This window comes from Flavobacterium rhamnosiphilum, assembly GCF_004349195.1.
Lineage (GTDB): Bacteria > Bacteroidota > Bacteroidia > Flavobacteriales > Flavobacteriaceae > Flavobacterium > Flavobacterium rhamnosiphilum.
In genome coordinates this window covers 1-26633 of record NZ_SMLG01000001.1, presented here as the reverse complement: position 1 = coordinate 26633, position 26633 = coordinate 1, and the positions used below count along the sequence as shown (strand labels likewise).

21 protein-coding genes and 1 pseudogene are annotated in these 26633 nt (G+C 35.7%); 11 read left to right on the top strand and 11 right to left on the bottom strand.

Annotation, left to right across the window (positions count from 1 at the left end; genetic code table 11):
- Positions 1–53: 53 nt before the first annotated feature.
- Positions 54–1199 (bottom strand): Na+/H+ antiporter NhaA, encoded by a 1146-nt coding sequence (gene nhaA / locus E0I26_RS00105; protein ID WP_131914475.1) that lies wholly within the window; start codon positions 1197–1199, stop codon positions 54–56.
- A 143-nt stretch (positions 1200–1342) separates the two neighbouring features.
- On the opposite strand from nhaA, the pseudogene E0I26_RS00100 reads away from it, so the two are divergent.
- The 3 genes and pseudogenes from E0I26_RS00100 to E0I26_RS00095 form a co-directional block, all read left to right on the top strand.
- Positions 1343–2281: pseudogene (locus E0I26_RS00100) on the top strand (2-hydroxyacid dehydrogenase); the annotation flags it as partial.
- The gene (locus tag E0I26_RS16710) at positions 2255–2692 is read left to right on the top strand and encodes a VOC family protein (protein ID WP_394346095.1); all 438 of its coding nucleotides are present in this window, start codon (positions 2255–2257) and stop codon (positions 2690–2692) included. The pseudogene E0I26_RS00100 and the gene E0I26_RS16710, both read left to right, overlap by 27 nt.
- A gap of 51 nt (positions 2693–2743) precedes the next feature.
- The gene (locus E0I26_RS00095; RefSeq protein WP_131914474.1) at positions 2744–3025 is read left to right on the top strand and encodes a TM2 domain-containing protein; all 282 of its coding nucleotides are present in this window, start codon (positions 2744–2746) and stop codon (positions 3023–3025) included.
- A 57-nt stretch (positions 3026–3082) separates the two neighbouring features.
- Here E0I26_RS00095 and E0I26_RS00090 read toward each other — a convergent pair whose 3' ends face one another.
- On the bottom strand, positions 3083–4885 hold the full coding sequence (locus E0I26_RS00090; RefSeq protein WP_131914473.1) for a GNAT family N-acyltransferase: 1803 nt from the start codon (positions 4883–4885) through the stop codon (positions 3083–3085).
- Between the two features lie 202 nt (positions 4886–5087).
- Here E0I26_RS00090 and E0I26_RS00085 point away from each other — a divergent pair, with 202 nt between their 5' ends.
- The 3 genes from E0I26_RS00085 to E0I26_RS00075 all read left to right on the top strand — a co-directional run bounded on the left by E0I26_RS00085 (position 5088) and on the right by E0I26_RS00075 (position 8093).
- Positions 5088–5849 (top strand): exodeoxyribonuclease III, encoded by a 762-nt coding sequence (locus E0I26_RS00085; RefSeq protein ID WP_131914472.1) that lies wholly within the window; start codon positions 5088–5090, stop codon positions 5847–5849.
- Between the two features lie 157 nt (positions 5850–6006).
- Complete coding sequence (locus tag E0I26_RS00080) at positions 6007–6948, top strand: OmpA/MotB family protein (protein ID WP_131914471.1); 942 nt, start codon at positions 6007–6009, stop codon at positions 6946–6948.
- Positions 6949–7055: 107 nt separating this feature from the next.
- Positions 7056–8093, top strand: coding sequence for an aldo/keto reductase (locus E0I26_RS00075; RefSeq protein ID WP_131914470.1), 1038 nt, complete (start codon positions 7056–7058; stop codon positions 8091–8093).
- Between the two features lie 131 nt (positions 8094–8224).
- Here the strand turns inward: E0I26_RS00075 and E0I26_RS00070 are convergent, their stop codons facing one another.
- The 9 genes from E0I26_RS00070 to panC form a co-directional block, all read right to left on the bottom strand.
- Entirely contained in the window at positions 8225–10192 is a 1968-nt protein-coding gene (locus E0I26_RS00070; protein WP_131914469.1) for a transglycosylase domain-containing protein, read from the bottom strand.
- A 201-nt stretch (positions 10193–10393) separates the two neighbouring features.
- A complete protein-coding gene (locus E0I26_RS00065; protein ID WP_131914468.1) occupies positions 10394–10828 on the bottom strand; it encodes a hypothetical protein in 435 nt (144 codons plus the stop codon).
- Positions 10829–10871: 43 nt separating this feature from the next.
- Positions 10872–11276, bottom strand: a complete 405-nt coding sequence (locus E0I26_RS00060; RefSeq protein ID WP_235831689.1) for a hypothetical protein — start codon at positions 11274–11276, stop codon at positions 10872–10874.
- A gap of 134 nt (positions 11277–11410) precedes the next feature.
- Entirely contained in the window at positions 11411–11935 is a 525-nt protein-coding gene (locus tag E0I26_RS00055) for a hypothetical protein (RefSeq protein WP_131914467.1), read from the bottom strand.
- Positions 11936–12187: 252 nt separating this feature from the next.
- Positions 12188–13090 (bottom strand): leucine-rich repeat domain-containing protein, encoded by a 903-nt coding sequence (locus E0I26_RS00050; protein WP_131914466.1) that lies wholly within the window; start codon positions 13088–13090, stop codon positions 12188–12190.
- Positions 13091–13233: 143 nt separating this feature from the next.
- The gene (radA, locus tag E0I26_RS00045; protein WP_131914465.1) at positions 13234–14595 is read right to left on the bottom strand and encodes a DNA repair protein RadA; all 1362 of its coding nucleotides are present in this window, start codon (positions 14593–14595) and stop codon (positions 13234–13236) included.
- Positions 14595–15743, bottom strand: a complete 1149-nt coding sequence (locus E0I26_RS00040; protein WP_131914464.1) for an alpha/beta hydrolase — start codon at positions 15741–15743, stop codon at positions 14595–14597. Before E0I26_RS00040 ends, radA begins: the two co-directional genes overlap by 1 nt.
- Positions 15744–16045: 302 nt before the next feature.
- On the bottom strand, positions 16046–16396 hold the full coding sequence (gene panD / locus E0I26_RS00035) for an aspartate 1-decarboxylase (protein ID WP_131914463.1): 351 nt from the start codon (positions 16394–16396) through the stop codon (positions 16046–16048).
- A gap of 14 nt (positions 16397–16410) precedes the next feature.
- Positions 16411–17259: a pantoate--beta-alanine ligase gene (panC, locus tag E0I26_RS00030; RefSeq protein ID WP_131914462.1), complete on the bottom strand. Its 849-nt coding sequence runs from the start codon at positions 17257–17259 to the stop codon at positions 16411–16413.
- 108 nt (positions 17260–17367) lie between these two features.
- On the opposite strand from panC, the gene E0I26_RS00025 reads away from it, so the two are divergent.
- The 5 genes from E0I26_RS00025 (at position 17368) to E0I26_RS00005 (ending at position 26620) form a co-directional block, all read left to right on the top strand.
- Positions 17368–18174, top strand: coding sequence for a glycogen/starch synthase (locus tag E0I26_RS00025; protein WP_131914461.1), 807 nt, complete (start codon positions 17368–17370; stop codon positions 18172–18174).
- Between the two features lie 20 nt (positions 18175–18194).
- Positions 18195–19796 carry a DUF4270 domain-containing protein gene (locus tag E0I26_RS00020; protein ID WP_131914460.1) on the top strand — a complete coding sequence of 534 codons (1602 nt, stop codon included), beginning with the start codon at positions 18195–18197 and terminating at the stop codon, positions 19794–19796.
- A gap of 9 nt (positions 19797–19805) precedes the next feature.
- The gene (gene glmS / locus E0I26_RS00015; protein ID WP_131914459.1) at positions 19806–21653 is read left to right on the top strand and encodes a glutamine--fructose-6-phosphate transaminase (isomerizing); all 1848 of its coding nucleotides are present in this window, start codon (positions 19806–19808) and stop codon (positions 21651–21653) included.
- A gap of 399 nt (positions 21654–22052) precedes the next feature.
- Complete coding sequence (locus E0I26_RS00010; protein WP_131914458.1) at positions 22053–24944, top strand: TonB-dependent receptor domain-containing protein; 2892 nt, start codon at positions 22053–22055, stop codon at positions 24942–24944.
- A gap of 92 nt (positions 24945–25036) precedes the next feature.
- Positions 25037–26620 (top strand): G-D-S-L family lipolytic protein, encoded by a 1584-nt coding sequence (locus tag E0I26_RS00005; RefSeq protein ID WP_131914457.1) that lies wholly within the window; start codon positions 25037–25039, stop codon positions 26618–26620.
- Positions 26621–26633 lie beyond the last annotated feature (13 nt).

Below are 26633 nucleotides of genomic sequence, written 5' to 3'. Positions count from 1 at the left end.
ATTAAGCTTAATTTGAAATTGATTTTAATTATATTTATTCAATGGTGTTATTTTTATTTAGCGGGTTTCAAATTAAATTTCAACCATAAAAACCCAACAGTTCCCGCAATAAAGGAAGCAATCAAAATCGCAATTTTAGAATACGTAATCACTTCTTCTCCGTCGTTTTTAAACGCAAGCAATGTGATGAAAATAGACATGGTGAACCCTATTCCGCCCAGCATTCCTGCACCAATAATACTGCTCCACTTTAGGTCTCTTGGTAGGCTGCAAATACCTAAACTAACTGCCAGTAGTGAAAACAGCCAGATTCCCAATGGTTTCCCCACAACAAGTCCCAGCATAATTCCAATCGTGTTGGGGTGATTCAATCCCTCATGCCAATCTGAATTTATGGCAATGCAGGTATTTGCTATGGCAAACAATGGAAGAATAAAAAACGCTACCGGTTTGTGTAAAAAATGCTGTAATCGATACGAAGATGTTTTTTTGCCTCCATTTCCAAACGGAATTACAAAAGCCAGTAATACTCCGGTTATTGTCGCATGAACACCTGAATTTAGCATAAAATACCACATCGCAGCACCACCAATCAAATAGGGGAAGAGACTGTGTACTTTTCTTCGGTTCAGGATAAATAAGCCACCCATAATAGCAAAAGCAATAAACAAATTCAAATAAGCAATAGTGTCCGTGTAAAATATGGCAATTACCATGATAGCACCTAAATCATCGATCACGGCAAGCGCAGTCAAGAATACTTTGAGCGATGTAGGTACGCGATTTCCTAAAAGTGATAGGATTCCAATAGCAAAAGCAATATCGGTCGCCATAGGGATTCCGGCTCCATTTTGTGTGATAGTTCCAAAATTTAACAGTAAAAAGATTCCGGCAGGAACAACCATTCCGCCCAAGGCTCCAAAAATAGGTAGAGCCGCATTTTTAATACTGGATAATTCTCCTTGGTATATTTCACGTTCTAACTCTAAACCAATTAAAAGGAAGAAAATAGCCATTAAGCCGTCATTGATCCAATGCGTTATGGAATGACTGCCAATATTGGTTTCCCAGAAGGCAATATATTCGGTTTGAATGGGTGAATTGGCTAATAAAAGAGAGAGTATTGTTACAAAAAGTAATAAGAGTCCACCGGATTTTTCGCTTTCAAAAAAAGCGTTGAAGGTTTTCGTTAATTTCATTTTTTGGTTTTCATTTATTATAATCATCCGATTTATAATAAAAATTAAGAATGCTAATTTACGATTTTAGGAGCTAATTTCCTTTGATAAAACAATAAACCGTAATTTTTTTGTTAATTTGGAGGATCAAAAATATAATAATTATGGATATCAAAATCCTTCATATCGATAGCAATAGTTCCTTACTTTGGGATCAATTGCAGTATTCCGGATTTATTAATCACAGCGATTTTACTTCGTCAAAAGAAGAAATTGAAACCAAAATTCAAGAGTATCAGGGAATTGTTATCCGAAGCCGATTCAAAATTGACAAGACTTTCTTAGACAAAGCCACTAATTTAGAATTTATTGCACGCGTTGGGGCAGGATTGGAAAGTATCGATTGCGACTATGCAGCATCCAAAAACATTACGCTAATCGCTGCTCCGGAAGGAAACCGAAATGCCGTTGCCGAACATACATTGGGAATGATTTTATCCCTTTTTAATAAATTGAACCAAGCTGATAGCGAGATACGATCAGGGCATTGGAACCGTGAAAGCAACCGCGGCCATGAACTTGACGGAAAAACAGTGGGGATTATTGGTTACGGAAACATGGGAAAATCATTCGCCAAAAAATTGCGTGGTTTTGATGTGGAAGTCCTCTGTTATGATATTCAGGAAAATGTAGGTGATGTAAATGCGAAGCAGGTTTCATTAGCAGAATTTCAGCAAAAAGTGAATGTAGTAAGTCTTCACATTCCTTGGACTCCCGAAACAGATAAAATGGTTGACAGTGATTTCATCAATGGATTTTCCAACCCCTTTTGGATCATAAATACCTCTCGGGGCAAGAATATTATCACTGCTGAAGCGGTTGCGGCCATGCAATCCGGTAAGATTCTCGGTGCTGGTTTGGATGTTTTGGAGTATGAGAAATTGTCTTTTGAAACCCTTTTTCATGATAAAAACACACCGGAGGCTTTTCAATATTTGTTGAAAGCTAAGAATGTGATTTTGAGTCCGCACATTGCCGGCTGGACATTCGAAAGCCATGAGCGATTGGCGCAAGTTATAGTTGATAAAATAAAAGCAAAGTATTTTGGTCAAGCCAAAGAAGCGGAGCCGGAGAAACGGGTTACGGGAATTGGCGGTTTCTTTTTTAAATCAAAAAATCCGAAAGAACTGGTAGCTTGGTACGGAAAACACTTGGGTCTAAAAACGGATCAATATGGTTCCACTTTTTGGTGGAAAGACAAAGATGGGAATGATTGTTCTACCCAATGGTCGCCATTTGCGGATGATACCAATTATTTTGCGCCAAGCGAGAAACAGTTCATGCAAAACTTCAGAGTGGATGATTTAGAAAAATTATTACAAAAATTATCGGATGAAGGTGTAACAATTGTGGGTGATATGGAGTCTTATGAGTATGGAAAATTTGGATGGGTTCTGGATAGCGAAGGAAATAAGATAGAACTTTGGGAACCAATCGATACAGCATTTCAATAAATTTTATATTTTTAATCACTGAAAAACAATCTTATAACAATCAACCAATCTATGGAAAACTCGAAACATGAAGAATGGAATAATCCACGACCAGTTCAACAAGACAATAAAAAAATTGCAGCAGGGTTGCTTGCTATTCTTTTGGGACCTTTAGCGATTCACAAATTTCTTTTAGGGTACACTTCAGAAGGTATCATATGGTTGGTGATTAGTTTATGCACTTGCGGAACAGTAACCGGTTTACTAGGACTTATTGAAGGTATAATATATTTAACAAAATCAGATGAAGAGTTTTACCAGACCTATCAAGTTGGTAAAAAAGGTTGGTTTTAAAACATAAAAAAATCCCGTTCTTAGAACGGGATTTCTTTTTTTTATTTCAATTTGGTATCAATCTTCTTTGTCATTTAATTTTCGTTCCAGTTCAGCCTGAAACTCTTCCATTACGGGCTTCATGGTGCTTTCCGGAATATCTGCAATTCGGATGTACATTAATCCATCAACAGCATTGTTAAACAACGGATCGACATTAAAAGCGACTACTCTTGCGTTTTGTTTGATGTATTTTTTAATCAAAACCGGTAAACGCAAACTTCCTGGCTCCAGTTCATCAATAATTTTATCAAACTTATTCAAATCCGATTCGGTTTCATTAAAAATGAAATCTTTGTCGGCATCTTTTAGTTTTACTTTATATGCTTTCTTTGGGTGTACGTATTGTGCAATGTACGGATCGTAATAATTTGACTTCATGAATTCAATCATCAGTGATTTTGAAAAATCAGAAAATTGATTGCTGATACTCACGCCGCCTAATAAAAATTTATGTTCCGGGTAACGTAACGTTGTGTGGATAATTCCTTTCCAAAGTAAGAAAAGCGGCATTGGTTTTTGTTGGTATTCTTTGATGATAAAAGCGCGACCCATTTCTATGGATTTGTGCATCATATCATGCAATTCTGGTTCAAATCGGAACAAATCATTGAGGTAAAAACCGTCCATTCCGTATTTTGGATAAATTTGTGAGCCTAATCCCATTCGGTATGCGCCGGCAATTTTCTTTGCTTCGTCATCCCATAAAAACATATGACTGTAATACTGGTCAAATTTATCTAAATCGATAGATTCGTTGGTTCCTTCTCCAACTTCGCGGAAAGTAATTTCTCGAAGTCTGCCTATTTCATGCAGGATATTTGGAATTTTAGCAGCTTCAGTAAAGAAAACTTCGTAGTTTTTGCTTTGTAAAAGACGACAATCCGTGCTTCTTAAAGCGTCTACTTCGGCAATCATTTTCTCGCTATTGGCTGGAGTAACGATTTTTTTCGGACTTTTAGGAAGTTTTAAATTCGGGGTCGTCAGTAATTTGCTTTCTTTTTCGAAAGGATTGGCCAGCATGTATGTTTTCTTTCTCAAAAACTCCGAATATTCCTCTATCGTTGCGTGTTCATTTTGTTCGTTTACGGAAATAGCTTTACCAATACGTACTTTTATCACACGATGTTTCTGGCTGAACACTTCCGAAGGCAGTTTTGCCGTTCTAAAAGTGCCGCTTATCTTAGAAAGTAGATAAAATAATCGACTGTTTTTAGCGTGGAAATAAATAGGAACAACAGGAACTTGGGCTTTTCTGATTACTTTAATAGCACCTTCTTCCCAAGGTTTATCCACCATTAATTTACCGTCTTTATACGTAGAAACTTCTCCTGCAGGAAACATCCCTAACGGTTTTCCGTCACTTAAATGACGTAACGTTTCTTTAATTCCCACCACACTTGACTTAGCATCCCTGTGATTTTCAAAAGGATTCACAGGCATGATGTATTTCTTGAGAGGCTCAATGCGATGCAAAAGGAAATTAGCGATAATTTTGAAATTAGGTTCTCTTTCGAGCATTAATTTCAATAATAACACACCGTCAATTCCTCCCAGCGGATGATTTGAAATGGTGATATAAGCACCCTCTTTTGGTAAACGTTTTAAATCCTCTTCCGGAATTTCGAATTTTATTTGTAAATCATCTAATACGCCATTTAAAAACGCAAGGTCTTTTAAATGTTTATTTCTGTCGTATACTTTGTTTAAGGTAGAAATTTTTAGCACCTTCATTAACATCCAGCCAGAAAAAGTCCCCAGAACTCCGTACTTGTCTGCATTTATTGCTTTTGCAACTTCTTTCGCGGTTACTAAACCCATGTATTTTTTGTTTTTTTAGAGCAAGAAACAAAGATAGCAAAAAACTCCATTTTCTCTATTTTTCTGAATCAAACTTCTACTTTTTTGTTACATTTGAAACCCACATACAAACAGTATAATTTTTCCGATAAAATAAAAAAGTGGGTTCCTGACAACCGCAGGCAAAAAAAAATTTTTCGGAAGAAAATCAAAAAAAAATTTAATGAGAATTATTTCATACAACGTCAACGGAATCAGAGCCGCCATTTCAAAAGGATTTATTGACTGGTTACAACACGCAAATCCGGATATTATTTGTCTTCAGGAAATTAAGGCAACCGAAGACCAAATCCCGGTCGAAGATATCGCAAAAGCGGGCTATCCATACCAATATTATTATTCAGCGACCAAAAAAGGCTATAGTGGCGTGGCTATACTTTCTAAAATCAAACCCAATAATGTGGTTCATGGAACCGGAATTCACCACATGGATTTCGAAGGAAGAAACCTTCGCGCTGATTTTGATGGGTTTTCTGTGATGAGTTTGTACCTGCCATCAGGGACAAATATCGATCGATTGGATCATAAATTCATGTTTATGGATGATTTTCAAACGTACATCAACGAACTCAAAAAAGAAACGCCAAACCTGATTATTTGTGGTGATTACAACATTTGTCATGAGGCAATCGACATTCATGATCCTATCAGAAACAAAAATGTATCCGGGTTTTTACCCCAAGAAAGAGTTTGGCTCGATGGATTCATGAAGTCCGGATTTGTCGATAGTTTTCGCCATTTCAACAGTGAGCCGCACCAATATTCGTGGTGGAGTTACCGCGCTGGAGCCAGAGGAAACAACAAGGGTTGGCGCATCGATTACAATTTAGTCAGCGATTCTTTAAAACATAAATTAAAAAGAGCCGTTATTTTATCAGATGCCGTTCATTCGGATCATTGTCCAATTTTGGTAGAAATCGAATAACGTTTTCAGGAGCTGTTTCCCGCTATCCGTTGCAATCTTGTTGTTTTTAAAGAAAAAACAACAAGGATTTTCACTTTTATCGGGGCTAGGGTATTCGAATACAATTTGAATTTTTGCTTTCAAAACAACATTAGAAACAACATAAATACAAACAAGAATGATTAAAAGAGTTTCCATCGGATTATTAGTATTGGCGCTTTCAACCTCCTGTGTATCCAAGAAAATATACAACGACTTAGAAAGTAAATTCACCGATTTAAAAAAAGAAAACAGAAGTTTGGCAGATGAAAATACCGATTTGCTAAAAGCTAAAAATCAATTGGAATTAGACCGCGACGGTTTAAAAACTGATTTGAGTAAATCCAAAGCGGAGCTGGATAAATTGAAAGCAGATTACGCAGCAGCACAAAATAAATTTAAAGTATTGCAGGATTCTTACGCCGCTTTAGAAAAAAATAGCAGCGACGCTTTGCAAAGCAACATGAAGAAAAACCGTGATTTACTGGATCAATTAGACGAGAAAGGAAAAGCATTGGCATTAGAACAAGAGCGTTTGAACAAAAGCGGACAGCGTTTGCAAGAATTGGAAGATTTGATTGCTGCCAAAGAAGCCAGCATGAAAAAACTAAAAGAAACCTTGTCTAAAGCCTTGAACAGTTTTGAAGGAAAAGGGTTGACGGTAGAACAAAAAAACGGGAAAGTGTATGTTTCTATGGAGAACAAACTACTTTTCAATTCCGGAAGTTGGGCTGTAGGTTCCGAAGGGAAAAAAGCAGTAATCGAAGTTGGTAAAGTTTTGGGTGACAACCCGGATATATCAGTTCTTATTGAAGGTCATACGGATGATGATGCTTTCACGGCTTCAGGACCCATTGCGGATAACTGGGATTTATCGACCAAAAGAGCGACAGCAATAGTTGCTATTTTGAGCGAGAACAAAAAAATCAACAAACAAAATCTAACGGCTGCGGGAAGAGGAGAATTTTCACCATTAGCGAGCAATGCAACCGCTGACGGGAAAGCGAAAAACCGTAGAATTGAAATAATTCTAACGCCAAGATTAGACGAAATTGCCGAAATGTTGAATGAGATAAATTAAGGTTCAAAGTTTAAAAGAAAAAAAGGTTCAGAGTTTATACTTTGGGCCTTTTTCTTTTGAAGCAGTCCTTTGTACCTTTGCGACTCTGTAACACTGAACCTTAGAAAATGAAATACACTACTTTACCAAATACTGACGTAAAAGTCAGCAAAATTTGCCTTGGAACCATGACTTTTGGGCAACAAAACACAGAAGCTGATGGTCATGCCCAAATGGATTTTGCTTTAGAAAACGGAGTCAATTTCTTTGATACTGCCGAGATGTATTCGATTCCATCACGTCAGGAAACCTATGGTAGTACAGAGAAAATCCTTGGAACCTGGTTCAAAAAAACAGGCAAAAGAGAAGAAATAGTTTTGGCATCCAAAATTGTCGGACCCAATCCAAATTTTGGCTATATGAGAGAGAAATTAGATTTCTCGCCAGCCAGTATCAAGTTTGCATTGGATCAAAGTTTACAACGCTTACAAACGGATTATATTGATGTGTACCAATTGCATTGGCCGGAACGCAAAACCAATTATTTTGGACAACGCGGTTTCAAAGTGCAGGATGATGCTTGGGAAGATAACATTCACAATGTGTTGGAAACGTTGGACGGTTTTATCAAAGAAGGAAAAATAAACCACATCGGACTTTCTAATGAAAATCCTTGGGGAATCATGCGTTTTCTGGAGGAAAGTAAATACAACAATCTGCCAAGAGTAAAAACGATTCAAAATCCATATTCGTTATTGAATAGACTTTTTGAAAACGGTTCCGCTGAAATTTGCCTAAGAGAAAATGTTGGTTTATTGGCGTATTCGCCGATGGCTTTTGGGGTTTTGTCTGGTAAATTCCTAACAGGGGAAGAGCATCCAAATGCCAGAATCAAGTTGTTTCCGCAGTATTCCAGATACAACAGTGCACAATGTACCGAAGCCACTCGCTTGTATCAGGAAATCGCTAAGAAAAACGGATTGACTTTAACGGAATTGTCTTTGGCATTCATAGCCCAACAGCCGTTTGTAACCAGCACGATTATTGGCGCAACAACATTGGAACAATTAAAAGAAAATATTGATACGATTCAAGTGTCACTTTCGGATGAAATTCTAAAAGCTATTGATGAAGTTCAAGCTGTGATTCCTGATCCGGCTCCGTAAATTAAGTAACCATTTTTGTGTCATTGCTTCGCCAGTTCGGGAAAATCCCTCGTGTCCGACGAAGGAGGAATCTCATTGTGTGGGATTCCTCCTTCGTCGGAATGACAATTTCTATTTATAATTTTCAATAATTAAAGATCAAATTCATCATCAACGGATAAAGAATCCACTCTTATTTGCGTTGAATCTTGTACTTTGAATTTGATAAAAGATCGTGCAGGTCCTGAAATTAATATGGGTAAGGACTTGTAAATAGTGTCTTCAGGAGTCAAAAGTCCTCTTTGAAACATGATATTTGTTAAGAACGATTCTTGTTTCACAGCAAAATCTTTCAACATCCCTTGATCGTTAAACTGATACATGAATTTTTTAGGACTTGGAATAATTCGGGCGAGATACAAGCATTCGTTCAGCGATAATTCCGAAGGTGTTTTTTGGAAATAAAACTGACTCGCTTCGCCAATTCCATATACATTTGGACCCCATTCGATAATATTAAAATACACTTCGAGCATGCGTTCCTTGCTCACAATCCTGTTGTTTTCCAGAATGTAAACCAATAAAATTTCCTCTAGTTTGCGGGATACTGTTTTCTCCCGACTCAGAAAAGCATTTTTTACTAATTGCATGCTGATGGTACTGGCGCCACGGGAGAATTTTTTGGTTCTTATGTTTTTGACTATGGATTGTTTGAATGCTTCGCTGATGAAACCACGATGCGAAAAGAAAGAAGGATCTTCAGTTGTCAAAACCGACTTTCTTAAATACGGTGAAATTTGGTCTAAAGGCGTATAATTTGGATTGGCTGCACCAACTAAAACCGGACGTTGCAACACATTTTTTATAAGTGCCCGATACACAAATTCGCCATTAAGTTTGTTGAGATTGGCTTCGCCGTATTTTGTTATTTTTAGATTTTCTTTCTTCAATTTGCTGTCAAAAACCAGCTGATTGGGTTTGTTTTGGTTGAATGCAAAATCCAATTTGTAATCAAAATTACCACTGGCTTCCATTCCTTGAAAGTGGGTAAATAAACCGTCAGGAAGCGAAGTAATAAAGTCCTGCGCTTTCATTTTTGGAATGGATACTTTGAGTTTGTAAATCGTGTCTTTTTCAGTTTCGTAAGCCACGTAGGGATGAAATTTTATTTTATTCAACTGAACCGTTGAACTGCTGTCAATAGAAATAAAATCGGAACCCAATAAGAATCGATAATCAAATTTGGCATTCTTGAGGATAACATCTTTACTGGCAATTTTCGGATGGTTGATTTTTAAATTGGCAATAGCCATAAACCCATCAATATGCAATTCGTCACCGTCTTTATCGATGTTTTGAATATTCAATCGGATAGAGTCAAAACTCGATTTCAGGTTGAAACGCTCGTCTAAATACGGCATTTGGATTGCGCCAGTATCAATATTGACGAAACGAATATCCGCTTTTTTATTTCTTGGATCGGCAAATCCTTTGATTCTCCATCGTTGCGAAATCGTATTGGTTTGAACTTGAATGGATGTTTCCAGTTGTTTATTGACCAATCGCAGTTTTTGGAAATTGATAGTTGCTTTTTTCCCGTTATCATTAAGTCGGAAAGAAAGATTGTCCAGAATCATATCTGTCGGAACTAAATTCAGTGCTTTTGAGATGATTCTATAGGCAAACTGAGCGTAATCTCTTTTCTCATCGCGTATTTCTGTTTGATTGTCTTTTTTTAGAAAAGCATCAAAATTCCTCACCTTTCCTTTTTTTACTAATTGGACAAAACCGTTCTGGACTTCTAAAGTTCCAAGCTGGACATCGCCCGTTATAAGGTGCCATAAATTAACGCTGGTTTTTAATTTTTGTATTTTAAAAAGAGTGTCTGCATTTTTTGGAACCAGTATTATTTCAGTAAAATTCAGTCCGGACAAGCCGTCAAAAGAAGCTTTTTTTATCGTAAAAGTACTGTTGTAATCCACTTGCATTTCATTGGAAACTTTCGCTATTGTTTGTTGTAAAACGGCATCTCGAAATATATAAAAAGCAATAATTAAAGTAACAAACAATACAAAAAGTATTTTTGCTGCTAGAATTAGTTTTTGTTTTCCGGTTTTCATAAACAGTTTGATAATTAATACAATCTAAAATACAATGCGCTTGGAATCTCGGCCATAAAGAAAAGGAAAATATTACTAAAGGAAAGATTTTTATGGTTTTCTTTAGCATTTTGATTGTGGAAAATGATTTTTTTAAATAAAAAAACTACAACCTGTAAAGCGTTGTAGTTTCTAAATTATGGTATAGCAGCTAAATTAGTTTTATGGCTTTGGTTCTTTATACTCAAACGGGTTATAAAATCGTCTTACTTTTTCCACAATCTGGTTTAAAGTCATTTTGTCTGCTGTTTCTACTGCTTTTAGTTTTCCGGGTTCAATTAAATGATCCGTCATTAATTTTTGTTCCAGTTTAGTTTTGGTTTGTGCCGGACCAAAAACAATAAGTTCATCCGATTTTTTCACATAGGAGAGCACTGATTTTATAAAATAATCCAGTTCTTGTTTTTTTCGATCATCAAATTTTTTGTCACTATTGCCATGATGAACCCCTGAGAAAGTTCCTTTATTACCTTCGTCATTATGATGTACACTGTTTTCGACATCAGAATCTATTTCGGTAATTTTTTCTGTATCACCATCAAGAGCAACAATTATTGCTTTTGAGGAGTCTATCCAAATGCCAGTTTGTCTTTTCATGTCTTTGCTATTTTAAATTAAAGTAGATTATTTTATTCCATTTTTATTGCAACAGAATCGTGCTCAGTTGACTTATTAGAACGTGTTCTGATTTATTTTTTCTTGAAAATGAAGAAGCTATAGCGTTGGCAGTTTTTAGAATTAAGGCATTAATCTCTGGAGTGAACAAGTGTTGATGTTCTTCTCTGAAAATTTTAAAATCTGGCATCACCTGTTCAAATTCCCATTCATTGGCGACAAGCCAGTCAAAAACAATTTCGATTTCATAAGCGGTGTCATCGCCAAATTCATTGAAGCTATTTTCCAGCGGAAGCCATTCCGTCTTTATGATTTGTTTGAGTTTTTCGATTTCTTCTTCACGAATGGTTTTGTCTGTGGCCGCAATAGAATAGAACACTTTGCCTAAATGTTCGTATAAATGAGTCATGGTTTGGTGTGATGGTTTCATTTCTATTTTCGTAAAGCGTTGTTAAACATAAATTTACGAAAAATAATGAATCTCTTTCCTGATTTGTTGTTTTTTATTTAAAATAAGAAATAAATAAGAAATAAATAAGGTGAATCATGGAAACAGAAAAAGCGCTATTTTATTTTTGCATCCAGAAAAGACAGCAGATTGTCTGTTTCCAGTTTTTGAGTTGCATATTTTAATTGAAGTTCAGAACCTTCGTCCATTCTATTGTAGTATTCCAACGCTTTTTTTGCAAAGAAGCGTTTGTGGAAATCAGTAAGCTCAGGGATTTGAGGGAATTTTTTATGAAAAAGCATTTCATAATAGGCTTGCCATTCCCTTTCATTTTTGTCTTCAATCCGATTTTCTTTCGTTTTTTGACTCACGTGAATCATTTCATGCGCCAGAAGATTGAGCATTAATTCCAGCGGATATTCGAATGTATTTTCGGGAATTCGGATGATTTGGGGTTCGCCTAAAACGCCTTCCGTTGTCATCAGGATAAATTCCGGTTTGGCTTTTTCCCTTAATTCGAAGCCTTTGAAATTTGGATTTTCTAAACCATATTCTTGTATTAAAAACTGGGCAGCAGCAATGGTTTCTCCAAGTTCATGAAAGGTATTGACGATTTGTAAGTGTTCTTGAAACGATTTCATTTTTACTTTATAATTATTCTATATTTTCTGCTCACTGTGATGGGCACGGATTGCAAATCCGCGCTATCGTTGCGGTGACATATCCGCGCGGTCGGGTTTTCACAACACCCTGAAGAGAATATAGATTCATTAAATATTATTAAGAATGAAATGGATCAACTTCAAATAGACTATAACAGTAATAAATATTTAAAAAAGGTCAAATAAACTTGATGTGTTTTGATGCTATTAGATAATTAAAAAGTAATAAAATTACGGACAGGTAAAAGAAGTTATTGCTTGTAAATAAGAGTCCAACAGATCCCCTCCTTTGTCTCTAAAATTCTTTATGCTTGGATGACAACATTTGACAGCCTCATCTATGGAAAGGAATACTAAACCGTTGTTATTGCTTACATCAAGGCAAGTGAGTTTATTAGAGTAGCAATATAGGACTGTTAAACTTCTGTTTTTGCTCACATCAAGGGTAGTAAGTTGGTTGTTGTTGCATTCAAGTCTTGTCAAATTCATGTTTATACTGATGTCAAGGTTTGTGAACTGGTTATCGTTGCAGTAAATACTTCTCAAAACATTTTTTTTTCCAAAATTAATGGTACTGAGTTGATTCTTTCCGCAATTAAGCCTTGTCAAATTCATGTTTTTACTTATATCAAGAGTAGTGAGTCGGTTATTGTAACATTCAAGGTTTGTCAAATTCACGTTCTTGCTTACATCAAGAGTAGTTAGTTGGTTGTAGCCACAATTAAGATTTGTCAAAGTTAGGTTTTTACTTATATCAAGGATAGTGAGTTGATTGTCTCTGCAATCAAGTTCTTTCAAAGAAGTAAAATGTTCTATACCAGACAAAGAAGTAATGCTTTTTTTTATAATAGTCATCCTTTTATCATAAGAAACAACAGAAGGATGATTTGAAATGAATTTATTATCGGGAGTAAAAGCCAATGGCACTATCGTTTTTAAATAGGCTTTAAAGTTAACGTCAGATATCTCTGCATAAACAGGAGGAGCATTGAATGTTTTTAAAGAATTAGAAACAGGACGAGGGATATTCTTTTCTTTTAAACAACTATAGCTTATATGACTTACTATTAGTGCTATGGATAGTAATGCGAATCGTCTCAAAATCCTTTGCTTTTTTATTTGATTACTTATCATTTTTGAATTTTTCTATTGGAAATTGTTTGTTTGGTTCTGTTTTTATGCTGTCTGTGTCCGCAAAGATTGAAAAAATTAAATTGGAAATTTCAAAACAAATCTAATAATTGAACTTCTACTTCAATTTAGATTTATAACAAATATTACCCAAACAGCTCACTCGCCACATCTTCAATTTTGGCTACCAATCGAATGTTGATTCCTGTATTTTTCAAGGCAATTTTATTGTATTTGGATACGAAAATGGTCGAAAAACCTAATTTCTCCGCTTCCTGAATGCGTTGGTCCACGCGGTTCACCGGACGTATTTCGCCTGAAAGTCCCACTTCGCCGGCAAAGCAAAAATCTTTATTGACTGCAATATCTTCATTCGAGGATAAAATGGCGGCTACAACAGCCAAATCTATCGCCGGATCATCTACCGAAATTCCTCCGGTTATGTTGAGGAAAACGTCTTTGGCGCCAAGCCTGAAACCGGCTCTTTTCTCTAAAACGGCCAAAATCATATTGAGTCTTTTGGCATTATAACCCGTGGTGCTGCGTTGTGGTGTTCCGTAAACTGCGGTGCTTACCAAGGCTTGGATTTCAATCATCAATGGGCGCATGCCTTCTAATGTTGACGCAATTGCAGTTCCGGATAATTCCTCATCTTTGTGTGAAATCAATATTTCTGAAGGATTAGAAACTTCGCGCAAACCATTGCCTAACATTTCATAAATCCCTATTTCAGCAGTAGAACCGAAACGGTTTTTTAGCGAACGTAAAATGCGGTACACGTGATTTCGGTCGCCTTCAAATTGTAAAACCGTGTCCACCATGTGTTCCAATATTTTTGGTCCTGCAATGTTTCCGTCTTTGGTAATATGACCAATCAGAATCACGGGAATATTGGTTTCTTTGGCAAATTTGATCAACTCGGCTGTGGTTTCTCTAATTTGAGAAATACTGCCGGGAGTGGATTCAATATAATCGGTATGCAATGTTTGAATGGAATCGATAATCACGATTTCCGGTTCAATAGCTTCAATTTGCTTGAATATATTTTGTGTTTTGGTTTCGGTAAGAATATAGCAATTGTCTCCGCTTGGTGTGATTCTTTCGGCACGCATTTTTATTTGTTTCTGACTTTCTTCGCCCGAAACATATAAGGTTTTATACGGTAACTTTAAGGATATTTGAAGCAAAAGCGTGCTTTTTCCAATGCCAGGTTCACCGCCCAAAAGAATCAAGGAACCAGGAACTATTCCGCCACCCAATACGCGATTGAGTTCGCCATCGGTAGTGTCCATTCGGATTTCCTGAGCAGAATCAATTTCGTTTATTCGTAACGGTTTTGGTGCTTTACTGCTGGAAGTAGTTTCGCTTTTCCAAGCCGTTTTTTCTTGTTTCTGTATGATTTCCTCTGCTATTGTATTCCATTCTTTACAAGAATTGCATTGTCCTTGCCATTTTGCGTATTGTGCGCCACAGTTTTGGCAAAAAAAAGTTGTTTTTACTTTTGACATTATTTTTTTGGTGTTTGGCTTATCATGTCATCGTATTTTTCCATCATCATGTTTTTTGTCAGATCCCCAATTTCCTCTAATTGGGATCCACTTTGATAGCGTTTCGCGGCTTTTTTCGGGTCTCCCATTTTTTCATACATTAACCCCAATTCATAATCGGCAAGCATTGATTTCGGATAATTTTTATTGGCAATTTCTGCTAATTTATCCAATTCAGGATAGGCTTTATTTTTTAGAATTGCCGCTTCAATGGCTTTGAAGTCGTTTACACGAATAGGTATTTTTAAACCCAAACTTTTGGATAAAACAGCATATTTATTGGTCAAATAATCCACATAACCGGATTGAAGCACGGCAATTTTTTCACTGTATTCAGTAGATGAAATGGGTTTGTAGGCATCGAAAAATTGGTATAACGCATTTGGAATCGAATACAGTACAAGCGAATAGTGTGATGCGCCCTTAAAATTATCGAACTTGTAATTTAATGCAGGATTAGTAACCTGTTTTATGTTTTCGTCTAGTTTTTTTATAGGCTCTTGAATTTTTTTTATGTCTCCATCTCCATTGGATTGATAATAAAAAATAGGTTGTTTTAAATTTGAAAGTTTTTCTGGAATGCGGTTTTCCATTTCAGGAGCAAGTTCCGGACTCAATGAAATATATCCATTGAATATAGGATTGTCTTTATACAGAAAAAAGTTTAGAAATCCCGCTGTAGTGTCGTGTCCTGCAATAATTCGGAATGGTGCAACTGGGTATTTTTTTTCGATGTATGGAAGTAATTCGGCGCCAATAAACTCGAAGAATTTCGCGCCTTTTCCTGAAGGAACTCCATCAGCTTCATCATAAGTACTGTCGTCAATGCGTTCGTTATTTTTGTTTTGGCTTATGCCAACGACAATCATTTCCGGTAAATCATCCCAGTAGGCACCGTAATTCAAGGCGCCGTAAAAAGGGTCAAATAAGTAATCGCCATCGAGTAAAATAAGTATAGGGTACTTTTTATTTGGGTTTTTTTCGAAAGAAGGCGGCAGGCCAATTGTAATTTCCCGGCTTTCGCCCAAAGTATTTGAATCGAATGGTATGGTGGTTTTTTGTGAAAATGCAGTGATAGAGAAGAATAAAAATAGTAGTAGTTGTTTCATAATTTGGAGTGTTTAGAAATTAAAGTACATCTAAATAAGACAGCAATATAATACTTTATTTACTTTTATTTAAAAAACAAGAAAAGTTAAGGCGCTAGAAATGCACTTGCTTTTAAGGAAAATAAATAGGATTTAGTGCGTTGAAATTGCCGCCAACAAAAAAACAACTGACTATCTGATTTTGAGTTATAAAATCAGATAGTCAGTGTCTTGTGGGGTTAAATACTTTTACTTTGAGTGATATAAAAAAAGAATTTATCTTTTTCAAAAAGCATATCAGTACGTATTTCTTCTCTAAAAAATTAGGTCAAAGAATTGTCATTTTCGTTAGGGAAAATAATCCAAGGCTTGAAGGTTTTGGCTTCTTCAAATTCTAGTAGGGCATACGAAATAATGATGATAATATCGTCTTTTTGTACTTTTCTGGCTGCTGGACCATTTAGGGTTATAATGCCTGAATTTTTTTCACCTTTGATAGCATAGGTGTCAAAGCGTTCGCCATTGTTGATGTTTACGATGAATACTCTTTCTCCTTCAATGATATTGGAGGCTTCCAGTAATGCTTCGTCTATGGTAATGCTTCCGATATAATTTAAATCGGCTCCGGTTACTTTTACTCGGTGTATTTTTGATTTTACGACTTGAATTTGCATGTTACAAAAGTAAATTAATTTAATGAAATGGTGTCAATCAATCGAATATTGTTGACTAGTACCGCAATGAAAGCACGGTATTTTTTATTTTTATTTTTTCTGGTACTAGGTAAAAGTGTTGCCTCATCAGCAATTACGAAATATTCTAATGTGAAGCGCGTGTTCTTGTTGAATGATTTTTGAACCCATTCTGAAATAGTTGCAGTACTATTGGTTGCAAATTTTTCTTTTGCCGCGGTTAGTGTTTTGTAAATAATAGCCGCTTCGTCTCTTTCTTCGGTTGATAAACGTTCGTTTCTGGAGCTCATGGCAAGATTGTTGGATTCTCTATAAATGGGACAGCCAATTACGTTTACTTTTAAGTGGTTTTTGGCGACCATTTTTTTGACAATTTGTAATTGTTGAAAATCTTTTTCGCCAAAATACGCGTTTGTTGGTTCCACTATTTCAAAAAGACGTTTTACAATGGTGCCTACGCCATTAAAATGTCCGGGTCTGAATTTGCCTTCCATTTGATTTTCTAATCCATCAAAATCGAAAGATTGAGAAAGTGGTTTTCCGTCATAAATGTCTTCAACAGATGGGGCGTATAGAATTATATTTGGATTTAAAGCAGTAAGTTTTTTTACGTCTTCTTCCAATGTTCTTGGGTATTTTGCTAAATCTTCAGGATTGTTAAACTGTGTTGGATTTACAAAAATACTCACGACAGTATTTTCATTTTCCAGTAATGATTTTTGCATTAATGCCAAATGACCTTGATGTAAAGCGCCCATGGTGGGAACAAATCCAATTGTGGACTGGACGGTTTTTATAGATTTCAAATAGTCGATTAAAGATGCTTTTCCGTAGAAAATATGCATGGCGGTATTATTAAAATTAAATGCAAACTTACTATTTTAGTTAATAACTGCATAAAATTTTGTAATTTTGCGTGGTTTTTATTGCCAATAAATTAAGTAAATTACAATATGAAAGATAAGAGGATATTATATGTATCATCTGAAGTGGTGCCTTATCTCGCTGAAAATGAGGTCTCTTTAATGTCTTACGACGTGCCGAAAATGATTAACGATCAAGGTGGACAGATAAGAATTTTTATGCCAAGGTATGGAAATATTAACGAGAGAAGACATCAATTGCACGAAGTAATTAGACTTTCGGGGATGAATTTGGTAGTAAACGACTTGGATATGCCTTTGATTATAAAAGTGGCTTCCATACCAAAAGAAAGAATACAAGTTTACTTTATCGATAATGATGAATATTTCAAAAGGAAAGCCACATTTGCTGATGAAGAAGGGGTTATGTATTCTGATAATGATGAGCGTGCCATTTTCTTTGCAAAAGGAGTTGTTGAAACCGTGAAAAAACTCAATTGGGTTCCTGATATTATTCACGTTCATGGATGGATGGCTGCTATGTTGCCAGTTTATATGAAGCATTTTTATAAAAACGAAGCTTTGTTTTCAGAAACAAAGATTGTTACTTCTGTTTACAGTCAGTCTTTTGATGGTACTTTAGATGTTGAGATGATTAATAAAGTGAAATTTGACGGTATTCCTGATGATGCAATTTCTGATCTGGAGGTTCCAAACTACGAGAATATCATTAAGACTACCATTAAACATTCCGATGCGGTAATTATTGCTTCCGAAAACCTGTCTTCAAGTTTAACAAAATATATAGAATCTTCAGGAAAACCTTTTTTACCTTTCGCACCGAAAGATGCATTCGCAGAAGCGTATACTAATTTCTATAAAAACGAGGTTCTTTAAATTAAACTTTTTTAATAAATATGTACAATAATTCTTTTTTTAAGAAAATTCTGGTAGTTGCGAGTGTTGTTTTTTTATATTCCTGTGATAAAGATTATAATGAAATAGGAGGTGATTTAATTGGTGAAAACAATTTTGACCTCAAAAAAGAAACGTACGATGTTTTAGCTTACAATCAAAAAACAGGGCCAATACAATCCAATAATCTTGAAGTAAATCCTTTGGGGATTTATAATAGTACAAATTTTGGTGAAACAACGGCCAATTTTGGAACTCAATTAACTTTAGAAGATGAGGTTACCACTGTAAGCACAAGGCCTTATGTTGAAAGTGTTGTTTTGACGATTCCATATTATTATGATGCATCAAAAACAGTTACAAAAACGGATGGTAGTCATGAGTATACACTAGATTCGATTTATGGTCCGGATAAGGCTGAGATGAAATTAAGTGTTTATGAATCGGGTTATTATATGAGAGATGCAGATCCTGTAGGTGGATTTCTACAGCCTCAAAAATATTTTACAGATCAAAATGCTGAATTTGACAATGTTAAAAAAACAAATCGTTTAAATGATGATTCAAATTTAGCTCAAAACGATAAATTTTTCTTTAATCCTGCAGAACATGTTGTGACCGTAACAGACTCGATTACAAAAGTAGTTACGACTACAAGAACACCTCCGGGAATGCAGTTGAATTTGAATAAAGGTTATTTCAAAACAAGAATAATTGATGCTGTAGCTGCCGGGAAATTGGCTTCAAATGATGTTTTCAAAGAGTACTTCAGAGGACTTTATTTTAAAATGGAAAAATCAGGAAGCAGTGACGGAAATTTAGCAATGTTGAATTTTAAAGCAGGAAAAGTTACTGTGAAATATAATGAGGATTTGTCTACAACAACTGGTGGTGTGACTACAATTACACGAGTTAAAAAAACGATAGTTCTTAATATGACAGGAAACGCCGTGAGTTTGTTGAATAACGATTTTAGTACTAATGGACTTGCTTATAATGCTTTGCCGAATACTGGAAATACAATTGAAGGTGATGATAAATTGTACTTAAAAGGTGGTGAAGGATCTGTGGCTGTGATAAGTCTTTTTAATACTCCGGGTCAGTTAGAGGCGATTAGAAATAGTGGGTGGTTGATTAATGAAGCGAATCTTGTCTTTCATATAGACGCTGCTGCTATGTCGAGCAGTTATGAGCCACAAAGAATTTATATTTATGATTTTAATAATAACCGACCTATAGTTGATTATTATATGGATTTGACAACAAATAGCGTTGATGCAAAGAAATCAAGATTTATTTTTGATGGTAATTTAACTAAAGATGCGACAACTAAAAAAGGAGTGACGTATAAAATTAGGATTACAAATCAAATAAGGAATCTTGTGAAATACGCGGATTCAACAAATGTTAAATTAGGGGTTGTAGTTACTGAAGATATTAATGCAATAGTTTCTCATAAGTTGAGAACTCCGAATGCATTTATTTCCGGGGCGCCAAAAGGATCTGTTATGAATCCTTTGGGAACTATTTTACATGGAGGGAAATCTACAGTTCCTAATGATAAGAGATTGAAACTTGAAATTTATTATACAAAACCTAATTAAAGCAAGATTATGTGTGGAATCGTTGGATATATCGGTTATAGAGAGGCTTATCCTATTGTAATAAAAGGATTAAAGAGACTCGAATATAGAGGTTATGATAGCGCCGGTGTGATGTTATATGACGGTGAGAATCTAAAACTTTGTAAAACAAAAGGTAAGGTTTCGGATCTTGAAGAGAAAGCTTCTAAAGAAATTGCAACAAACGGAACTATAGGAATTGGGCATACTCGTTGGGCTACTCATGGTGTGCCAAACGATGTTAATTCACATCCGCATCTTTCAAATTCAGGGGATTTAGCGATAATTCACAATGGTATTATAGAGAATTATGCGCCATTGAAAGCTGAATTGATAAAAAGAGGATATGTTTTTCATTCTGATACTGATACTGAGGTGTTGGTAAATCTTATCGAAGAGGTACAAACAAAAGAAAATTTAAAACTGGGAAAGGCAGTTCAGGTGGCGCTGAATCAAGTGGTAGGAGCTTATGCGATTGCAGTTTTTGATAAAAAGAATCCAAACGAAATTGTTGCTGCCAGATTAGGAAGTCCATTGGCGATAGGTGTAGGAGAAGGAGAATATTTCATCGCATCAGATGCTTCGCCTTTTATAGAATACACTTCAAATGCAATCTATCTAGAAGATGGCGAAATGGCAAATATCAGATTGCATAAAGCCATGAAAATCAGGAAAATTAAAGATGATTCTTTAGTTGATCCTTATATTCAGGAACTTCAAATGAACTTAGAGCAAATTGAAAAAGGTGGTTACGATCATTTTATGCTTAAAGAAATCTATGAGCAGCCAAGTGTCATTAAAGATACGTATCGTGGAAGACTCCATGCTAATGAAGGTATTATTCAAATGGCAGGAGTTGAGGATAATTTAGAAAAATTCCTTAATGCCGAAAGAATTATTATTGTGGCTTGTGGAACTTCATGGCATGCGGGTTTAGTTGCTGAATACATTTTTGAAGAATTTGCACGTATTCCGGTAGAAGTAGAGTATGCTTCGGAGTTTAGATATAGAAACCCAATTATAAACAGTAAAGATGTAGTTATTGCTATCTCTCAATCTGGAGAAACAGCTGATACTATGGCTGCGATAAAATTAGCCAAAGAACATGGTGCCTTTGTGTTTGGTGTTTGTAATGTAGTGGGTTCTTCTATTTCAAGAGAGACACATGCGGGTGCTTACACACATGCCGGACCAGAAATAGGTGTGGCATCGACTAAAGCTTTTACGACACAAATTACGGTGTTAACAATGATTGCTTTGCGTTTAGCAAAAGCCAAAGGAACGTTGTCAAATAGTGATTTCCATACTTATTTACAAGAATTGGAAATTATCCCTGAGAAAGTAAAAGAAGCTTTAGAAACAAATGAGAAAGCAAAAGAAATTGCTTCTGTTTTTAAAGATGCTCCAAATTGTCTTTATTTAGGAAGAGGGTATAATTTTCCTGTTGCTCTTGAAGGAGCGTTGAAACTTAAAGAGATATCTTATATTCATGCGGAAGGATATCCGGCTGCAGAAATGAAGCACGGGCCAATTGCATTAATTGATGAACATATGCCTGTAGTTGTTATTGCTCCAAAACAAGGGCACTACGACAAGATTGTAAGTAATATTCAGGAAATTAAATCCAGAAGCGGAAAAATTATTGCTGTAGTGACTAAAGGAGATACACAAGTGCGCGAATTAGCGGATTATGTTATTGAAATTCCTGAAACTTCAGATGCTTTATCACCATTGATTACCACAATTCCATTACAGCTTTTGTCTTATCATATTGCTGTTATGCGTGGTTGCAATGTAGATCAACCTCGTAATTTAGCAAAATCAGTAACGGTAGAATAAATTTATTCACGAAACAGATTTTACATCATACTATTTTATACTAAGCCTCGAAAGATTTTCTTTCGAGGCTTTTTTTTGAATGCGTATTTTTTTTCTTGTCGTAGTTGATTTTAAATGCCTAGTAAAAGTGAAAAAAACGATAAATTTTAGCTCTTTTGTTACTTTTATCAAATATCTAAAATTTAATAATTATTTTGTGATATATGTATTTTTTATATGCATGCATAATGATATTCTAGTATTATCGCCTAATTTTTAACATATAGTAAAAAAATAATAATTGTAGAATAAGTGTAAATGAAGCAAAATAACTGATAAATATGAAATTTTTTAGGGACTTTTTTATTAATATCAAAAATATTTGTATTTTGGCTTCATAAACCAACAAATTATAACCCAATGAGAGTGTATTTACTTTTTTTGTCATTGTTTTTTTGCAGCCTGACTTTTGCTCAGAATTCAATTTCAGGTATTGTTACAGATAGTAACAACCAACCTATTCCTGGAGCCAATATTAAAATCGTTGGAGACACTTCAGGTGCGATTACCGATTTTGATGGTTCTTTTACTTTGCAATCGTCTAGAAAACCGCCTTTTACAATTGAGGTTACGAGTGTAGGGTATAGTTCTCAAAAGATTAGTGTTTCTTCTAATACTCAGAAGTTAGTTGTAAAGCTTCAAGATGAAGAGACTAAACTAAACGAGATTGTAGTTTCGGCTTCAAGAACTCCGGAGAGAGTTTTAGAATCGCCAGTGACAATTGAAAGAATGGGTATAGCTGACATTAAAAAATCGGCATCTCCAACTTTTTATGATGGTTTAGAAAATTTGAAAGACGTGCAGATGAATACCAGTAGTTTGACTTTTAAATCTGTTAACACGCGTGGTTTTGCCACCGTGGCCAATACTCGTTTTATGCAATTGGTGGACGGGATGGACAATTCCTCTCCTTTGTTAAATTTTGTGATTGGAAATATGATTGGAGTTTCTGAAATTGATGTACAAAGTGTCGAGCTTTTGCCGGGGGCGTCTTCCGCATTGTATGGTGCAAACGCTTTTAATGGTATTTTATTTATGAATAGTAGAAGTCCATTTACAACCCAAGGTATTTCGGCTTATGCCAAATTCGGGCAAACTAGCCAACAAGCCGCTGGAGTCAATGATTATATTGATTATGGAGTTAGAATGGCGCATGCCTTTAATAAATATGTAGCAGGTAAAGTAAACTTTACTTATTTGCGTGGTACCGATTGGCATGCTACCAATTATGATGATAAAACCAGAGCGGGAATTGACAGAAGTGATATTAATTATGATGGAATCAATGTGTATGGTGATGAAGTTTCAACAAATATTAAAGGTGTTGGACAGTCTTTGGCTGATTTAGGTATAATTCCAGGAGGAGCGGTGAACTTACTTCCAAATACCAATGTGAGTAGAACGGGGTATAATGAAGTGCAATTGACAGATAATAAAGCCAGTAATACGAAAATTGATTTCTCATTACATCTAAGACCTTTCGGCGATGAAAAATTGGAAATTATTTGGCAAAGTAAATTTGGTTTCGGAAATGCTGTGTATCAAGGTGCTAACAGATATTATTTGAATAACTTTTTTATGCAACAACATAAAATTGAATTTAAAGGAAAGAATTTTTTCTTAAGAGGCTATACCACTACAGAAGATGGAGGAAAGTCGTATGATATGCTTTTTACAGGAATCAATATCAATAGAGAGTGGAAGGATGATAAGACTTGGTTTGGTCAATATGCTGGAGCTTATGTTCAATCAACATTGGGTGGAGCAACTCCAGAAAATGCACATATAATCGCTAGAAAAGTTGCCGATACAGGCAGATTGATTCCCGGTACTCCTGAATTTTTGGCAGCCTTTAACAAAGTAACAAATGAGGCAGATGTTACTAAAGGATCAAAATTGGTTGATAATTCAAGAGTATATCATTCTGATGCCAATTACAACTTTAAAGATATTATTAAATTTGCCGAAATTCAAGTTGGGGGATCTTACAGACAATATCAATTGAACTCTCATGGTCGAATTTATAATGATGCTTCTGGACCTATTAACTATAATGAATATGGAGTCTATACCCAATTGGCCAAAAAATTCATGGACGACCGTTTGAAATTCACTGGGTCTTTGCGTTATGATAAATCCAAAAATTTCGAAGGTAGTTACTCTCCAAGAATTTCCTTTGTGTATTCTGGTGGTGAAAGCAAAAAACACAATTTTAGAGCCTCTTACCAAACTGGTTTCAGAAACCCATCTACTCAGGATCAATACATCGCTTTTAATGTAGGAAGTGCTTTATTGCTTGGTTCTGCGCCAGACAATTTAGCTAGTTTCAACGAAACATTAGCGGTTTCTAAAGGAACCCCTGCGGTAGGTCAGATTTATGCAGGTGGTAGTCCAGCAACCCCAGCAACCCAAGCTACTCTGTATGGAATGAATGCTTATAATAACTCTTATACCTCTTCTTCTGTTCAAGCTTTTGCAGCATTTTCAAAAGCAAATCCAGGAAATACACCTGATGCAGCTGCATTATTAAGAAGAACCAATGTTAATTATGTGAAACCGGAACAAGTGAAAGCTTTTGAAATTGGTTATCGTTCATTCGTAAAAGACGTTTCTATTGATGTGAATGCCTATTACAATGTTTATAACGATTTTATCGGTAATCTGAATGTAGTTGCGCCTTTATATGGCACGGCAAGCGAAACGTTTGATTTTGCACAAGGAGCTGCAGAGCCAGTTCCGTATTTAAGTAATAAACCAGTTCAGAGTTTACATGCACTAGCCAACGGAAATTATAGAGTGTATCAATTATACACCAATACTGATGTTGAAATTAAATCGCTGGGTTTTGGACTAGGACTTTCAAAAAAAGTATATAAAGATTTTGAAGCAGGAGTAAACTACAACTATTCTCAATTTAATTTCGATCAAGATAGAGACCCTAGTTTCGAGGCGGGTTTCAATACGCCAAAACATAGAGTGAAAGCGTCTATTGGAAATGAAAAATTATTTGCCAATTTTGGTTTTAACGTGAGTGGAAGATGGAATAGTGAATACTTATGGCAATCTACCATGGCTGATGGGGTGATTGAATCGGCTACTGTAGTAGATGCGCAAATAAATTATAGCATTCCATCAATCAAATCAGTATTCAAGATAGGTGCTGCTAATATTGGTGGTAAAGAATATACACAAGTAATAGGAGCGGGGTCTATCGGACAACAATATTTTGCTTCATTCACTATTAAACCGTAACAATTAAAATAGTAATTATTTCTTTTCCCTTAGTTGTCTGTTTCGATGCATAATTTAAGGGTTAGGGATTTAAATATAAAAAAAACATAACCATGATAAAAAAATTCAAATGGCTACTGCTGGTTTCGTTAACCTTTGTAGCATGTAATAGTGATGATGAAACTATAGTAGTTTCAAATTCATCTGATGGATTGCCATTAACGGCAGGTTCGGCCGATTTTTCTAAATATGTAGCTTTAGGAGATTCCTTCGCTGCGGGTTACAGTGATGGGGCTTTGTTTGTAAAAGGGCAAGAAGGGGCTTATCCTAATGTTTTGGCGCAACAATTCGCATTAGTGGGTGGAGGAGCGTTTGTAACTCCACTTATGGCAGATAATATTGGGGGGTTTTCTTTAGCAGGAAGTCAAATTCCTCAATTTGGCAGAAGAATGTACTTTGGTAAAGCTACTAATTCAGATTTTGATGAGCCTATTGCTGTTTCTGGTGTTTCTAGTACCGATGTTTCGGCACGCTTATCTGGCGCATACAATAATTTGGGTGTGGCAGGTGCAAAATGTATTCAATTGGTTACTCCGGGCTTTGGGAGTTCGGCAGGGAATCCTTATTTTGCTCGATTTGCTTCTTCTGCCAGTACTACAGTTTTGGCTGACGCTTTAACTCAAAATCCAACATTTTTTTCATTGTGGATTGGAGGTAATGATGTTTTGGGTTATGCTCTTGCTGGTGGAGATGCAACGATTAATCCGTTAACTCCGTCTACTGGAGGTATAGGTGTGGGTTTTGATGCTTCTTATAATGAGTTAGTTAATAAATTGACTACGGGTGGAAGAAAAGGTGTGATTGCTAATCTGCCATACATTACTGCTTTACCTCAGTTTGCATATTTACAACCAAGTTTTGTTGATACGTTTAAGTATTACCCAGATGGTGATGAAAAGCTGAAAACTCGCGTGGTTAGCGCTGGTGACGTTGCTACTATTAATTCAATTAATTCAATATTAGGGTTTTTAGATCAAGTTTTAACGGCTTATGGTCAAGGAAGTAGAATCAACGTATTGTCTTCTGCTACAGGAGCGACTAATCCTGTGTTAATTAAAGACGAAACATTAGTAAATTATAGCGCTCAAATTACTGGTGCGGCAGCAGGAAGTGGAAACCCTATGTTAATGGCTTTAGCTAATTATTTGGGAGCAACTTTCGGTAAAGTAAGACAAACTGCAACTGGGGATTTAATTCCTTTAGTAAGTTCATCAGTTATTGGTACTGCTGCTACTTTGCCACCAGGGGTTCCTTCTAATTTAGGAGCATATGGGATAACCTATCCTTTAGAAGATAAACACATATTAATTCCCTCTGAAATTTCAGAAATCATTGCTGCGACAGATGCTTACAATTTAACGATTAAAGCAGTGGCTGATGCAAAAGGATTGGCATTTGTGGATACTAAAGCGATAATGAATCAATTGGTAAATGGTGGAATTTCAGCAAATGGATTTACGGTAACAGCTACTTTTGTTACAGGTGGAGGTTTTTCTCTTGATGGTATTCACCCTAGTCCAAGAGGATATGCGTTGATTGCAAATAAATTTATTGAGGCTATTAATACGACTTATGGGTCAAATTTAAAGGGAGTAGATCTAAGTAACTATAGAATTTTATTTCCAAGCACACTTTAATTTAATGATATTG